The sequence below is a fragment of the Micrococcus sp. 116 genome (assembly GCF_902506395.1).
GTDB lineage: Bacteria > Actinomycetota > Actinomycetes > Actinomycetales > Micrococcaceae > Micrococcus > Micrococcus luteus.
Window position 1 is genome coordinate 851,578 of sequence record NZ_LR732370.1, and the last position, 13,597, is coordinate 865,174.

A 13,597-nucleotide genomic window follows, 5' to 3' on the forward strand; every position below is an offset into this window, starting at 1 on the left:
CCGCCCCCGCCCCGACCCGTTTCCAGGAGGACTGAGTGTTCACCGGCATCGTCACCCATCTCGGCACCGTCGTCGCCCTCGAGCACGACGCGGCCGCCGACACCGCCCTGCTGACCCTCGACGCCGGCCGCGCCCTCGACGGGCTGCCCGCCGGCGGCTCGCTCGCCGTCGACGGCGTGTGCCTCACGGCCCTCGACGGACCCACGGAGCGCCCCGGCGTGTTCCGTGCCGACCTCATGGGCCAGACGCTGCGGATGACCAGCCTCGGCGACCGCGCCCCGGGGGACCGGGTCAACCTCGAGCGCTGCCTGCGCCCCACCGACCACCTGGACGGGCACGTGGTCCAGGGCCACGTGGACGGGACCGGCGAGGTCCTCGCGGTCACCCCGCACGGGGCCTGGACCACCCTGCGCATCGGCCTGCCCGCCCGCCTGGCCCGCTACGTCCCCGCGCAGGGGGCCATCGCCCTGCAGGGCGTCTCCCTCACCGTCACCGCCGTCTCCGACCCGGGCGCGGCCGCGCACTGGTTCGAGATCGGCATCATCCCGGCCACGCTCGAGGCCACCACCCTGGGCGCCCTGCGGCCGGGCGACCGCGTCAACCTCGAGACCGACGTGCTCGCCCGGTACGCCGAGCGTCTCGCGCTCATCCCGTCCGCCCCCGCCGCACCCACCGAGGAGGCCCGCCCGTGAGCGAGCACATCCGTCTGGACCCCGTCCCCGCGGCGATCGCCGCGATCGCCGCCGGCCGGCCCGTCGTCGTCGTGGACGACGCCGACCGCGAGAACGAGGGCGACCTGATCTACGCCGCCGCCCTGGCCACCGACGAGGTCACCGCCTTCACCGTCCGCCACACCTCGGGCGTCATCTGCGCGCCCCTGCCGGCCGGCCTGGCCGACCGCCTGGCCCTGCCGCCCATGACCACCGTCAACGAGGACCCCAAGGGCACCGCCTACACCGTGAGCGTGGACGCCGCCGCCGGCGTCACCACCGGCATCTCCGCCGCCGACCGCACCCGCACCCTCCGCGTGCTCGCCGACCCCGGTGCCGCCCCCGGTGACCTGACCCGGCCCGGTCACGTGTTCCCTCTGCGCGCCGTCCCCGGCGGCGTCCGGGCCCGCCGCGGCCACACCGAGGCCGGCGTCGAGCTGTGCCGCCTGGCCGGCGTCGCGCCCGTGGCCGCCATCGCCGAGCTCGTCCACGACGACGGCACCATGATGCGCCTGCCCGCCCTGCGGGAGTTCTCCGACGAGCACGGCCTCGTGCTGATCTCCATCGAGGACCTCGTGGCCCACCTGGAGGAGACGACGCCGACCCTGACCGCCGTCCCCGCCGAGGCCACCCTGCCGACCCGGCACGGCCTGTTCCGCGTGAGCGTGCACGTGGACGCCGAGACCGGGGCCGAGCACCTGCTGCTCGTGGCGGGGGAGACCGACCCGGAGCGTCCCCTCACCGTCCGCGTGCACTCGGAGTGCCTCACCGGCGACGTGCTCGGCTCCCTGCGCTGCGACTGCGGCCCCCAGCTCGAGGACGCCCTCGCCCGCGCGGCGGCCGAGGGCGGCGCCGTCCTCTACCTCCGGGGCCACGAAGGACGCGGCATCGGCCTGGCCAACAAGATCCGCGCCTACCGGCTCCAGGAGGAGGGGATGGACACCGTCGAGGCCAACCTCGCCCTCGGTCTGCCCGCCGAGGCGCGCGACTGGGCCGGGGCCGCCGCCGTCCTCACGGCCGCCGGCCATCGGCGCATCCGCCTGGTCACCAACAACCCCGCGAAGGTCGCGGGGCTGCGGGCGGCCGGCATCGACGTCGTCGAGCGTGTCCCGGCCCCCACGCCCGTCACCGAGCACAACGTCGTCTACCTACGCACCAAGCGGGACCGCATGGCCCACGCCCTGGCGGACCGCGTGCTCGAACCGCCGACGGCCACCGGCGGCCCCGCCACGCCGGCCGATGACCCGACCACCGACCCGACCCACCCCACCCACCAGGAGGACACCCCATGAGCGGCGCCGGAGCCCCGACCTTCACCCCCGACCCCGCCGCTGCGAGCGGCCTGAACGTGGCGATCGTCGCCGCCCAGTGGCACACGGAGATCATGGACGGGCTGATCGCCGGGGCGCAGGCCGCCGCGGCCGACCTGGGCCTGGAGCCCGTGCTCGTGCGCGTGCCCGGCACCGTCGAGCTCACCGTCGCCGCGGCGCGGCTGGCGGAGCGATTCGACGTCGTCGTGGTCCTCGGCGTCGTGGTGCGCGGGGACACCCCGCACTTCGACTACGTGTGCCAGTCCGTGACCCAGGGCGTGACGGAGGTCTCGGTGCGCACCGGCGTTCCCGTGGGCTTCGGCGTGCTCACCGTGGACACCGACCAGCAGGCCCGCGACCGGGCGGGCCTGCCCGGATCCCGAGAGGACAAGGGACGCGAGGCCCTCGAGGCGGCCGTCCTCACCGAGCTCGCGCTGCGCTCGGTCACGCCACGGGACTGAGGGTGGCCGGGCGGGGCTGCCTGCTGGGTCGGCTGCTCTCGACGTGGACCCTGTCCCCGGGGCCGGTGGGGTGATCGCAGGCCGGTCAACCGGGCCCGTCCGGAACGCCGGCAGCCCCGCGCCGTCATGGATGGGGTCGGCCGGAGGGCGCGGGGACCCGACGATAGAGGCGGAGACGCGAAGCCCCCGCCCTTCGTCTCGCTCGCGGCATCCACAGCTCGTCGTCCACTGCCCCGACCGTCAGGGCGGGCCGTTGACCCCCAACGCGTTCACCGCCGCAGACGGGTGATCTATGCGGCCCGCCCCGCCTCGGACGACTGCGTCGGGGTGCACGGAGCCTGCCGCAGCGTGGCCGCGTTCAAACAGTCCATGGCCCTGCTGGGAGCTGCGCGAGACCGGGCTGCTGCTCACCCCCCTGGTGCCGGCCCGCTCCATCGTCCCCGGTGCACGTCTGGCCTGCGACTGGCTGGGCCACTATGAGAAGCGCGAACCCGTCGCCTCCGCCTACGCCGACCTGGCCGGCCTCATCTTCGAAAGGATCACCGCATGAACGAGAAGCAGCTTGAGCCCGACCTGAGTCTGCGAGCACAGCGACGCAAGCCCACCCCGGCCCCCCAGACCCCGGCTCCCGGAGCGGTGATCCCCGCAGAACCGGCAACGACCTCGGACCCGGCCGGTGGGTATGCGCCCCTGGCGCGGCGTGGGGCGCCGACCGTGGCCCTGAACGTGCGAGTGCCCGAAGCGATCCGCGACGCGGTGCGTCGAGAGGCCGCCACGAACCCGGCAACGCCCAGCCAGGCCGCGGTCATCGAAGCCCTAGTTGTAGGAGGGCATGACGTTGTTGACTCGGGTCGGTGCCAGTGAGGCCGGAGGGGCGTCTCCGCAGGAGGTATGAGGCCGATGATAGTTGTAGTGGTTCACCCACACCTGAAGGGCCTCACGCCGAGCTTGCTCTGAGGTATACGGGCGGGCGTAGAGGACCTCATCGACCATCAGCCGGTTGTAGCGTTCGACCTTCCCGTTATGGCGCGGGGTGTAGGGGCGGATCCGGTGGTGCCGGCCCCCGAGCGAGACCACCTTGGCGGTGAAGTCCGCGGCCCGGTAGTTGTTGCCGTTGTCCGTGATCACCCTGTCGATCCGGATCCCGTGGGCGGCGAAGAACGCCCTCGCCCGGCAGTAGAAGCTCACGGTCGTGGCCGCCCGCTCGTCCTCCAACGCCTCGGTGTACGCCAGGCGGGTGAACCCGTCGATCGCCGAGTGCAGATAGGTGTCCCCGATGCTGCTTCCTCTTCTGGAGCAGCTGCGCGTGACCCGGCCAGTAGGGCGGCCCCGGACCCGCCCCGAGGCCGTGCTGGGCGATAAGGCGTACTCCTCCCGGGCGATCCGCACCCACCTACGCGCCCGTGGGATCAAAGCGGTCATCCCTGAACCGGCCGACCAGCAGGGCCACCGCAGACGGCGCGGTGCCCGCGGCGGGCGCCCCATTGGCCTCGACGCGGCCGCCTACAAGGGCCGCAATGTCATCGAGCGCCAGTACGCGCACCTGAAGCAGTGGCGGGGCCTGGCGACCCGGTATGACAAGTACGCGATCGTCTACCGGTCCGCTGTGGTCCTGAATGCTGTGATCGCATGGTCCAAACGATTGTCAGACATGCCCTAGGTGTTGTGGGTCATGAGGTTCTTGCCACGGGGTACGGGCTGAGATGAGACGAGCGGGCCTCTCCCGCAGGATGGAAGTTCCTCAACAACCCACCTGCCAGAAGAGACCCGCTCATGACTCACGCTAACGCACCCCTGACCCCGACCGGCCGTCTCAGGATGGTCCACCGCCACCTGCACGACGGGATCCCGCAGTCCCACGTGGCCGCCGAGTTCCGGGTGAGCCGGCNGTCCTGAAGATCAACCAACTCGACACCATCACCGACGACGTCATCGAAGCTGCCGCCAGCACCTTGGTCACCGGCTAGCGCCACCTACTGACTCACAGAAGCACGCCACTTACTGATCAAGTCCACAGAAACGGTCCCAAACCGAGCTGTTGGACAGAAGTGTCGGAGGGTCTGAGACGTGGTGGGACAGACCGTCGGGTGCGTGTGAGGCCACCCCCGTGGGAGTCGGCCGACGCCCCGCACCCACGAACGTCGGCTCACGTCAGGGCGAGCATGGCGACGCGCCGAGGGGACGGGCGCCGAAGCCTTCTCCCGATAGAACGAGCACGTGGCGAGCCGGTGGTTGAGGGGGCCCGGCACCAGGTCTGCGACGAAGGCCCATGAGGATCTCCAGCCCCGGAAGCCAGGCTCCAGCGCTGGGCAGCTCGGCACTGCTGGGCAGCCGAGCCATCTCCACGAGCTGCGCATCACCGGGATCCCGCTCCCATTCCATGCCTTCCACCGCATTGCCCGTGGCCACCCGCCAGCGGGAGAGGATCTTCTGCGCTCGCTGCAACCGGGCGCTCACTCGGTGTGCGGGACGGGATGGGTCGCCTTCATCGTGGTGGGTCATGCTCCAGTTCGCGGGTCCGAGCGCGGGGCTCTGCTCCTCGTCCGGGAGGGGGAGGAGGGCCACGACGGCTACCCCCAGATCCTCTCGCCGCATCATTCCTGTTCCCCGTCGGCGACGTGGGCGCGGCCGCGCCGCCCGCCGGTGACCTCCAGGGCCTGGACCCGAGGCCCGGACGCGTGGACAGTCGACGAGATGGATGTGTGCGTCGCGGAAGAGATCTGGTGCGGTGGGCCCGGGCGGGGTTCGGGGCAGTGATCGACCTGGTGGTGTCTCAGGTGTGCAAGGAGCGGTGTCGTCGCTGGGGTCAGAAACGAGCGTGTCGTGCCCACCTGTCGGAGGTCGCCCGGGCCATGCGTGCGGACCGGACGGGCACGTTCAGCCCGTCATCCCCACGTCCACGGCCGCCTCGCGCGCGTGCCCCGATGGGAGTGAAGGAACGTGCAGACATGGGAGGGGGAGGACGCTGAGCGGCCGGCACGTCCCACGTGGGCTCACATGTGCAGCGCGTGGCGAGGGCCTCGCCGTCCCGTCCGTCACAATGACCGACTGCGGTCCAGGCTGGAGGGGCCGGGTCGCTAGGGTGGTGCCGTGAAGACCTTCGACGAGCTGTACGCGGAACTGACGCGCAAGGTGCAGGAGCGCCCCGAGGGCTCCGGCACCGTGGCCCAGATCGACGCCGGCGTCCATGCGATCGGCAAGAAGGTCGTCGAGGAGGCGGCCGAGGTCTGGATGGCCGCCGAGTACGAGTCGGATGAGGCCGCCGCCGAGGAGATCTCGCAGCTGCTGTACCACGTGCAGACCATGATGATCGCCCGCGGCATCAGCCTCGAGGACGTCTACCGCCACCTCTGAGGCCGCCGGCCCCGTTCCCCGCCCGCCCCACCGCACCCCGAGGAGACCGACGCGTGCTGCGCATCGCCGTGCCCAACAAGGGCGCCCTGTCCGAGTCCGCCCGCGAGATCCTGACCGAGGCCGGCTACCGGCAACGCCGGGACTCCCGCGAGCTCGTCCTCGTGGACCCCGAGAACAACGTCGAGTTCTTCTACCTGCGTCCCCGGGACATCGCCGTCTACGTCGGCCAGGGCACCCTCGACGTCGGCCTGACCGGCCGCGACCTGTTCTGCGACGCGCAGGTGGGGGACACCGCCGAGGAGATCATGGCGCTCGGCTTCGGCCGCTCCGTGTTCCGTCTCGCTGCCCCCGTCGGCTCCTTCACCTCCGCCGAGCAGCTCGCCGGCAAGCGCATCGCCACGAGCTACGACGGCCTGCTCTCCGACTACCTGGCCCGCACCGGCCTGGACGCCACGGTGGTCCACCTCGACGGCGCCGTGGAGTCCTCCGTCAAGCTCGGCGTGGCGGACGCGATCGCCGACGTCGTGGAGACCGGCAGCACTCTGCGCGCCGCCGGCATGGAGGTCTTCGGCGAGCCCATCCTCGACTCGGAGGCCGTGCTGATCGGCCGCGCAGGGGAGCGCCCCGAGGGCCTCGACGTGTTGCTGCGCCGCCTCAAGGGCGTGCTCGTGGCCCGCCGCTGGGTCATGATCGACTACGACATCCGCCGTGACCTGCTGGAGGCGGCCACCGCGGTCACCCCGGGGCTGGAGTCACCGACGGTCTCACCGCTGCGGGACGAGACGATGGTCGCCGTGCGCTCCATGGTCCGCAAGCCGGACGCCAACCGCGTCATGGACGAGCTGTACGCCCTGGGCGCCCGCGGCATCCTGATCTCCGCGATCCACGCGATCCGCCTCTGACGGCCCGCGCCGTCCCGCCCGAGCCCCCCGAGACGAAGGAGCCGACGTGAGCCTCGCCGTGCGTGTCATCCCCTGCCTGGACGTGGACGCCGGGCGCGTGGTCAAGGGCGTGAACTTCGAGAACCTGAGGGACGCGGGCGACCCGGTCGAGCTCGCTCGCCGCTACAACGCCGCGGGCGCCGACGAGATCACGTTCCTCGACGTCACCGCCTCCACCTCGGACCGCGCCACGACCTACGACGTCGTGACCCGCACGGCAGAGGAGGTCTTCATCCCGCTGACCGTGGGCGGCGGCGTGCGCACCGTCGAGGACGTGGACCGGCTGCTGCGCACGGGGGCGGACAAGGTCTCCGTCAACACCGCGGCCGTGGCCCGGCCCGAGGTGATCACGGAGATCACCCGGCGCTTCGGGTCCCAGGTCCTCGTGCTCTCCCTCGACGCCCGGCGCACGGAGGACCCGGGATGCGCTTCCGGCTATGAGGTCACCACCCACGGCGGCCGCCGGGGCACCGGCATCGACACCGTCGCCTGGTGCCGGGAGGCCTCCGAGCGCGGGGTGGGGGAGATCCTGCTCAACTCGATCGACGCGGACGGCACCCGCGAGGGCTTCGACCTGGAGATGATCCGGGACGTGCGCGCCGTGACGCGGGTGCCGCTGATCGCCTCCGGCGGCGCCGGCGAGCCCGAGCACTTCCCGCCCGCCGTCGCGGCCGGTGCGGACGCGGTGCTCGCCGCCTCCCTGTTCCACTTCGGCCCGGACGACATGCTCGCCCGCGTCAAGGACGCCCTGCGGCAGGCGGGGCACACCGTCCGCTGACCCCGTCGGCCACGCCCATCTCCGGCTCCCTAGACTGGACCTCCATGAGCATCTCCCCGCCCGACGACCTCGTGGCCACCGTGACCTTCGACGACCGGGGCCTGGTGCCCGCCATCGCCCAGCAGGAGGGCACCGGCGAGGTGCTCATGATGGCGTGGATGAACGAGGAGTCCCTGCGCGCGACGCTCGAGACCGGCTGGGCCACCTACTGGTCCCGCTCGCGCGGCGAGCTGTGGCGCAAGGGGGAGACCTCGGGCCACCTGCAGCGGGTGCGCGCGGTCCACGCGGACTGCGACGGCGACACCCTGCTGCTCACCGTGGACCAGACCGGCCCCGCCTGCCACACGGGCACCCGCACCTGCTTCACCGGCCGCGAGATCGTCATGCCGGCGGCCGCCGTCGACCCCGAGGAGGCCGCCCGATGACCGCCGCCACCACTCCCTCCCGTGCGGAGTTCCTGCGTCTGGCGGACACCGCCCGCGTGATCCCCGTGGTCCGCACGGTGCTGGCGGACGGCCTCACGCCGCTGGCGATCCATCGGCGCCTGGCCGGCTCCCGCCCCGGCACCTTCCTGATGGAGTCCGCCACCCCGGGCGCGGCGTGGTCCCGGTACAGCTTCATCGGGGCCGGCTCATCCGTCACCCTGACCTCGCGGGACGGCGAGGCGCACTGGCAGGGCACCCCGCCCGAGGGGCTGCCCACGCAGGGCCGCGCCCTGGACGTGCTCGCGGCATGCCTGCGCCTGCTGCGCACGGACGTGCGCGCCGAGGTCGGAGGCGTTCTGCCGCACCTCGTCTCCGGCATGGCCGGCTTCCTGGGCTGGAACACGGTCCGCGCGTGGGAGCGCCTGCCGCACCCGCCCGAGGACCACCTCGGCCTGCCCGACCTCGCGATGAACCTCGTCACCGACCTGGCCGTGCACGATGCCCTGGACGGCACCGTGACGCTGATCGCCAACGCGGTGAACGGCAACGGCCTGGCCACCGGCGCGGACCGCGCCTACGACGACGCGCTCGCCCGACTGGACGCCATGGTCCAGCGCCTGGCCGCCCCGGCAGCGGACCCGGTCAGCGACGTCCCGCGTCGCTGGCTCGAGGCGGACGCGGACGAGGTCGCCGCCCAGGCCGAGGACCGGTGGGGCGCCGAAGGCTTCCGCGAGGCCGTCGCGAAGGCCCAGCGGGCGATCCGCGACGGCGAGGTGTTCCAGGCCGTCGTCTCCCGCCGCCTCTCGGTCACCACGGACGCCGCCGGTCTGGACGTGTACCGCGTCCTGCGCATGGTGAACCCGAGCCCCTACATGTACCTCTTCTCCTTCGAGACCCCGGACGGGGAGCCGTACGAGATCGTGGGCTCCTCGCCCGAGGCGCTCGTCACCGTGCGGGACCGCCGCGTGGTCACCCATCCGATCGCCGGCTCACGGCGGCGCGGGGCCACCGAGGAGGACGACCGCCTCCTCGGCAAGGACCTGGTGGAGGACGAGAAGGAGCGGGCCGAGCACCTCATGCTCGTGGACCTCTCCCGCAACGACCTCTCGCGCGTGTGCCGCCCCGGCACCGTCGAGGTCACCCAGTTCATGGAGCTCGAGGCGTTCAGCCACATCCTCCACCTGGTCTCGCATGTGGAGGGCCGCATGCGCGACGACGTCGACGCGCTCGACGTCCTCCGCGCCGCCTTCCCCGCCGGCACGCTGTCCGGTGCCCCGAAGCCCCGCGCCCTGCAGCTGCTGGACGAGTGGGAGCCGACCGAGCGCGGGCCCTACGGCGGCGTCGTCGGCTACTTCGACCTGGCGGGCAACATGGACATGGCGATCAACATCCGCTCGGCCACGCTGCACCGCGGCCAGGCACATGTGCAGGCCGGCGCCGGCATCGTCGCCGACTCCGATCCCGACGCCGAGACCGCCGAGACCGTCACCAAGGCGACGGCGCCGCTGCGGTCCGTGCTGACCGCGGGCGAGCTGGGGCAGGCGTGATGCGCCGCCGCACCGTGGTCCTCGCCGCGCTGGCCGCCGGCGCGCTCGTGCTGCTCACGGCGGGCCGCACCTGGGTGACCGCCACGGGCCTGTCCGGCGGGATCGCCTCCGAGGCGACGACGTCGGGCGGCGCCGCCGCGCCCGTCGCCACCGCCATGGCCCTGGTCGTGATGGCCGGTGCCCTCGCCCTGACCACCGCCCGGCGCCTCGGCGCCGTGATCGTCGGCGTGCTCATGGCGCTGGCCGGGGTCGTGATCGCCTCGACCTCGGTCACCGCCGCCCTGGATCCGGCGACGACGGCGGCCGCCGCGGTCGCCGACGCGACCGGGACCACTGCGCTCGCGCAGGACTACGCCGTGACGGCGTGGCCGTGGGTCGCGGCGGCCGGCGGCGTCCTCGCGGCGCTGTGCGGCGTCGTGGCGGCACTGGCGGGCCGTGGCTGGCGTTCGTCCCGGCGCTACGAGAAGGCGCCTGCGGCCTCCGAGCCCGGCCCGGCCGCCGCCGGGGAGCAGCCCGCGCAGTCCGCCCGCGAGGCGGCCCAGCGCCGGCGCGTGGACCAGATGGACGCGTGGGACGAGCTGTCCCGCGGCAACGACCCCACGTGAGTGCCCGTCTCTCGGACCGCCCCGCACCGCCCGGGTCGTCCCGGGTCACGCGGGCCCGGCCCCGTGCCCGCATGGCACAATGAGGGACAGTCGTCATGTACACCACGCACCAGTGAGGGACAGCCATGAGCCACACCGCGAACACCGCGCACACCGAGCCCACCACCCGTCGCGCCGCCCGCCGCGGCGCCGTCGAGGACGTCGTCGTCACCGAGGACGGCCTGGTGCTCAACGACCCGACCCACCTCGAGCTGCCCGGCCACGGCAACTCGCCCGGCGCGTGGGCCATGGTGGCGCTCGTGCTCGTCGGCTTCGTGGCCGGCTGCGTCGGCCTGCTCGCCGACTGGAGCGTCGTCGTGTGGATCGGCCTGGCCCTGATGGCCGTGGGCGTCGTCGTGGGCATCGTCGCCGGCAAGGCCCGCGCGGGTCGCGGCCAGCACGGTCACTGATCCGCGTGTCCGTCCTCCAGGAGATCATCGACGGCGTCCGCGAGGACCTCGAGCCACGTCGCCGTGCCCTGCCCGAGGCGCGCCTGGCCGAGCTGGTGGCCGCCGCCCCCGTGCCGCGCGACGCCCACGCGGCCCTGCTCGGCGGACGCACCGACCCCGCGGGGATCCGGGTGATCTCCGAGGTGAAGCGGGCGAGCCCCTCCAAGGGCGCGCTCGCCGAGATCCCCGAGCCGGCCACCCTGGCCCGCGCGTACGAGCGCGGCGGCGCCAGCGCCGTCTCCGTGCTCACCGAGGCCCGCCGCTTCGGCGGCAGCCTGGCCGACCTGGACGCCGTGCGCGCCGCCGTCGATCTGCCGGTCCTGCGCAAGGACTTCACCGTCACCGAGTACCAGATCCACGAGGCCCGCGCCCACGGGGCCGACCTGGTCCTGCTGATCGTGGCCGCCCTCGATGACGCCGAGCTGGCCGGCTTCCTGCAGCTCACCGAGTCCCTGGGCATGCACGCCCTCGTGGAGGCCCACACGCCCGAGGAGATCGAGCGCGGCGTCGCCGCCGGCGCCCGCATCCTCGGCGTCAACGTGCGCAACCTCAAGACCCTGGACGTCGACCCGGCCCGCTACGCCGCGCTGGCCGACGGGCTGCCCGAGGACGTCGTCCGGGTCGCCGAGTCGGGCGTCGAGTCCGAGGAGCAGATCAAGGCCTACGCCGCCGCGGGCGCCGACGTCGTGCTCGTGGGCGAGGCCCTCGTGCGCCACGGCGCCCCCGAGGAGGCGCTGCGCGCGTTCCGCGCCGCGTCCCTCACCGTCCGCTGACCGAACCAGACCCGAGGAGCGTGGTCGCCATGAGCGCCGACCGTCCGAGCACCGAGCCCGCGATCGAGTTCGAGGGGCCCTATCAGGGTCAGGCCGGACCCTACTTCGGCGACTACGGCGGGCAGTGGATGCCCGAGTCCCTCATGGCCGCGCTGCAGGAGCTCACCCGCACCTACGAGCAGGCGCGGCAGGACCCCGCCTTCGAGGCCGAGCTGCGGACCCTGTTCCGGGACTACGTGAACCGGCCCTCCCTGCTGAGCGAGGTGCCGCGGTTCGCCGCGGACACCCCCGGGGTGCGCATCTTCCTCAAGCGCGAGGACCTCAACCACACCGGCTCGCACAAGATCAACAACGTGATCGGCCAGGCGCTGCTCGCCCGTCGCATGGGCAAGACGCGTCTGATCGCGGAGACCGGCGCCGGCCAGCACGGCGTGGCCACGGCGACGGCGGCCGCGCTGTTCGGCATGGAGTGCACCGTGTACATGGGGGAGGAGGACACCCGCCGCCAGGCCCTGAACGTGGCGCGCATGCAGATGCTCGGCGCCGAGGTGGTGCCCGTGGCGATCGGCGCCCGCACCCTGAAGGACGCGATCAACGAGGCCCTGCGGGACTGGGTCGCCTCCGTGGACAACACGCATTACCTGATGGGCACGGTCACGGGCCCGCACCCGTTCCCCGCCATGGTGCGCTACTTCCACTCCGTGATCGGCGAAGAGGCCCGCGAGCAGATCCTGGCGCAGGCCGGCCGCCTGCCGGACGCCGTCGCGGCGTGCGTGGGCGGCGGGTCCAACGCGATGGGCCTGTTCCACGGCTTCCTCGACGACCCTGAGGTGGAGCTCTACGGCTTCGAGGCCGGGGGCGAGGGCCTCGAGACCGGTCGCCACGCCGCGTCCATCACGCTCGGACGCACCGGCGTGCTGCACGGCGCCCGCACGTACCTGATGCAGGACGAGGACGGGCAGACGATCGACTCCCACTCGACCTCCGCCGGCCTGGACTACCCGGCCGTCGGCCCGGAGCACGCCTTCCTGCACGACACGGGCCGCGCCGTCTACGAGCCGGTCTCGGACACCGAGTGCATGGACGCCTTCCTCCGGCTCACGCGCACCGAGGGCATCACGCCCGCCATCGAGTCGGCCCACGCCCTGGCCGGTGCGCTGCGCCTGGCCCGCCGCTGGGCGGACGAGGGCCTCGTGGGGCCGGACGCCCCGGAGGGGGAGGAGCGGATCATCATCGTGAACCTCTCCGGCCGCGGGGACAAGGACGTCGCCACGGCGGCGGCCTGGTTCGGCCTCGGCACGGCCGCGGAGGAGAAGGACCCGCTCGAGGAGATGACCCCCGGAGAGGAGCAGTGACCGGCATGACCGTGCACTCCAAGACCGCCGCGGCCCTGGACGCCGCGAAGGCGGCCGGCCGCACCGGCCTCGTCGCCTTCCTGCCGGCCGGCTACCCGTCCGTGGACGAGTGCGTCGAGGCCGTCGTCGCCGCCGCGGAGAACGGCGCCGACGTCATCGAGCTGGGCCTGCCCTACACGGACCCCGTGATGGACGGCCCCGTGATCCAGGCCGCGACCCAGACGGCGCTGCAGGCGGGTTTCCGCGTGGCCGACGTCTTCGACATCATCCGACGGGTGACCCAGCGCACCGACGCCGCGGTGCTGGTGATGACCTACTGGAACCTCGTGGACCGCATGGGCGTCGACGAGTTCGCGCGCCGCCTCGCGGAGGCCGGGGGCGCCGGTCTCGTCACCCCTGACCTCGTGCCCGAGGAGGCCGGCGCCTGGATGGAGGCCTCGGACCGTCACGGCCTGGACCGCGTGTTCCTCACCGCGCCCTCGTCCACGGACGAGCGGGTGCGCCTCACCGTCGACTCCTCCCGCGGCTTCGTGTACGCCGTGTCGGTCATGGGCGTCACCGGCACCCGCGACGCGGTGTCCACCGTCGCCGAGACCGTGGTCCGCCGGGCTCAGGATGCCGGGGCGGAGCACGTGTGCGTCGGCCTCGGCGTCTCCCAGGCGGCGCACGTCCGCGAGATCGGCGCCTACGCCGACGGCGCGATCGTCGGCACGGCCCTGGTGCGCGCGCTGACGGACGGCGGGCCGCAGGCCGTGGGCGCCCTCGCCCGCGAGCTCGCCGCCGGCGCCGTCCGGGAGGGCTGAGCATGACCGCCCTGGCCTCCCTGGCGTCCCCCGCCGCCCTCGCACCC

Annotated in this window: 14 protein-coding genes and 3 pseudogenes; 16 read left to right on the forward strand and 1 reads right to left on the reverse strand. The window is 73.4% G+C overall.

Features of this window, described 5'->3' with window-relative positions:
• Positions 1-35: 35 nt before the first annotated feature.
• The 4 genes from CITRIK5_RS04030 to CITRIK5_RS12320 all read left to right on the forward strand — a co-directional run bounded on the left by CITRIK5_RS04030 (position 36) and on the right by CITRIK5_RS12320 (position 3,031).
• On the forward strand, positions 36-692 hold the full coding sequence (locus CITRIK5_RS04030; protein WP_063189646.1) for a riboflavin synthase: 657 nt from the start codon (positions 36-38) through the stop codon (positions 690-692).
• On the forward strand, positions 689-2,002 hold the full coding sequence (locus CITRIK5_RS04035; protein ID WP_020624533.1) for a bifunctional 3,4-dihydroxy-2-butanone-4-phosphate synthase/GTP cyclohydrolase II: 1,314 nt from the start codon (positions 689-691) through the stop codon (positions 2,000-2,002). The genes CITRIK5_RS04030 and CITRIK5_RS04035 overlap by 4 nt, the downstream gene beginning before the upstream one ends.
• Positions 1,999-2,481, forward strand: a complete 483-nt coding sequence (gene ribH, locus CITRIK5_RS04040) for a 6,7-dimethyl-8-ribityllumazine synthase (protein WP_036383758.1) — start codon at positions 1,999-2,001, stop codon at positions 2,479-2,481. The genes CITRIK5_RS04035 and ribH overlap by 4 nt, the downstream gene beginning before the upstream one ends.
• 418 nt (positions 2,482-2,899) lie before the next feature.
• The gene (locus CITRIK5_RS12320) at positions 2,900-3,031 is read left to right on the forward strand and encodes a hypothetical protein (RefSeq protein ID WP_020624531.1); all 132 of its coding nucleotides are present in this window, start codon (positions 2,900-2,902) and stop codon (positions 3,029-3,031) included.
• Positions 3,032-3,297: 266 nt separating this feature from the next.
• On the opposite strand, the pseudogene CITRIK5_RS04050 reads toward CITRIK5_RS12320, so the two are convergent.
• A pseudogene (locus tag CITRIK5_RS04050) lies at positions 3,298-3,768 on the reverse strand (integrase core domain-containing protein); the annotation flags it as partial.
• On the opposite strand from CITRIK5_RS04050, the pseudogene CITRIK5_RS04055 reads away from it, so the two are divergent.
• From CITRIK5_RS04055 to trpA, 12 genes and pseudogenes are all read left to right on the forward strand, one after another.
• A pseudogene (locus CITRIK5_RS04055) lies at positions 3,752-4,141 on the forward strand (transposase); the annotation flags it as partial. The pseudogenes CITRIK5_RS04050 and CITRIK5_RS04055 overlap by 17 nt on opposite strands.
• 113 nt (positions 4,142-4,254) lie before the next feature.
• A pseudogene (locus tag CITRIK5_RS04060) lies at positions 4,255-4,369 on the forward strand (IS481 family transposase); the annotation flags it as partial.
• Between the two features lie 1,202 nt (positions 4,370-5,571).
• Positions 5,572-5,835 (forward strand): phosphoribosyl-ATP diphosphatase, encoded by a 264-nt coding sequence (locus tag CITRIK5_RS04065; RefSeq protein ID WP_010078767.1) that lies wholly within the window; start codon positions 5,572-5,574, stop codon positions 5,833-5,835.
• A gap of 53 nt (positions 5,836-5,888) precedes the next feature.
• Entirely contained in the window at positions 5,889-6,737 is an 849-nt protein-coding gene (hisG, locus tag CITRIK5_RS04070; protein ID WP_036315380.1) for an ATP phosphoribosyltransferase, read from the forward strand.
• A 46-nt stretch (positions 6,738-6,783) separates the two neighbouring features.
• The gene (gene hisF, locus CITRIK5_RS04075) at positions 6,784-7,554 is read left to right on the forward strand and encodes an imidazole glycerol phosphate synthase subunit HisF (RefSeq protein WP_049146869.1); all 771 of its coding nucleotides are present in this window, start codon (positions 6,784-6,786) and stop codon (positions 7,552-7,554) included.
• Between the two features lie 44 nt (positions 7,555-7,598).
• On the forward strand, positions 7,599-7,979 hold the full coding sequence (gene hisI / locus CITRIK5_RS04080) for a phosphoribosyl-AMP cyclohydrolase (protein WP_036315375.1): 381 nt from the start codon (positions 7,599-7,601) through the stop codon (positions 7,977-7,979).
• A complete protein-coding gene (locus CITRIK5_RS04085) occupies positions 7,976-9,526 on the forward strand; it encodes a chorismate-binding protein (protein WP_044658969.1) in 1,551 nt (516 codons plus the stop codon). The genes hisI and CITRIK5_RS04085 overlap by 4 nt, the downstream gene beginning before the upstream one ends.
• Positions 9,526-10,131, forward strand: a complete 606-nt coding sequence (locus tag CITRIK5_RS04090; protein ID WP_036338648.1) for a Trp biosynthesis-associated membrane protein — start codon at positions 9,526-9,528, stop codon at positions 10,129-10,131. Before CITRIK5_RS04085 ends, CITRIK5_RS04090 begins: the two co-directional genes overlap by 1 nt.
• 125 nt (positions 10,132-10,256) lie before the next feature.
• A complete protein-coding gene (locus tag CITRIK5_RS04095; RefSeq protein WP_159833115.1) occupies positions 10,257-10,580 on the forward strand; it encodes an HGxxPAAW family protein in 324 nt (107 codons plus the stop codon).
• A gap of 5 nt (positions 10,581-10,585) precedes the next feature.
• Positions 10,586-11,392 (forward strand): indole-3-glycerol phosphate synthase TrpC, encoded by an 807-nt coding sequence (gene trpC / locus CITRIK5_RS04100; RefSeq protein ID WP_159833117.1) that lies wholly within the window; start codon positions 10,586-10,588, stop codon positions 11,390-11,392.
• 29 nt (positions 11,393-11,421) lie between these two features.
• On the forward strand, positions 11,422-12,747 hold the full coding sequence (trpB, locus tag CITRIK5_RS04105; protein ID WP_159833119.1) for a tryptophan synthase subunit beta: 1,326 nt from the start codon (positions 11,422-11,424) through the stop codon (positions 12,745-12,747).
• Positions 12,744-13,550: a tryptophan synthase subunit alpha gene (gene trpA / locus CITRIK5_RS04110; protein ID WP_159833121.1), complete on the forward strand. Its 807-nt coding sequence runs from the start codon at positions 12,744-12,746 to the stop codon at positions 13,548-13,550. The genes trpB and trpA overlap by 4 nt, the downstream gene beginning before the upstream one ends.
• The last annotated feature ends 47 nt before the right edge of the window (positions 13,551-13,597 follow it).

Coding starts and splice junctions, on each gene's coding strand:
- CITRIK5_RS04085 (WP_044658969.1), top strand. CDS start 7,976: ATGACCGCCGCCACCACTCCCTCCCGTGCGGAGTTCCTGCGTCTGGCG.
- trpB (WP_159833119.1), top strand. CDS start 11,422: ATGAGCGCCGACCGTCCGAGCACCGAGCCCGCGATCGAGTTCGAGGGG.
- hisI (WP_036315375.1), top strand. CDS start 7,599: ATGAGCATCTCCCCGCCCGACGACCTCGTGGCCACCGTGACCTTCGAC.
- CITRIK5_RS04095 (WP_159833115.1), top strand. CDS start 10,257: ATGAGCCACACCGCGAACACCGCGCACACCGAGCCCACCACCCGTCGC.
- ribH (WP_036383758.1), top strand. CDS start 1,999: ATGAGCGGCGCCGGAGCCCCGACCTTCACCCCCGACCCCGCCGCTGCG.
- CITRIK5_RS04090 (WP_036338648.1), top strand. CDS start 9,526: ATGCGCCGCCGCACCGTGGTCCTCGCCGCGCTGGCCGCCGGCGCGCTC.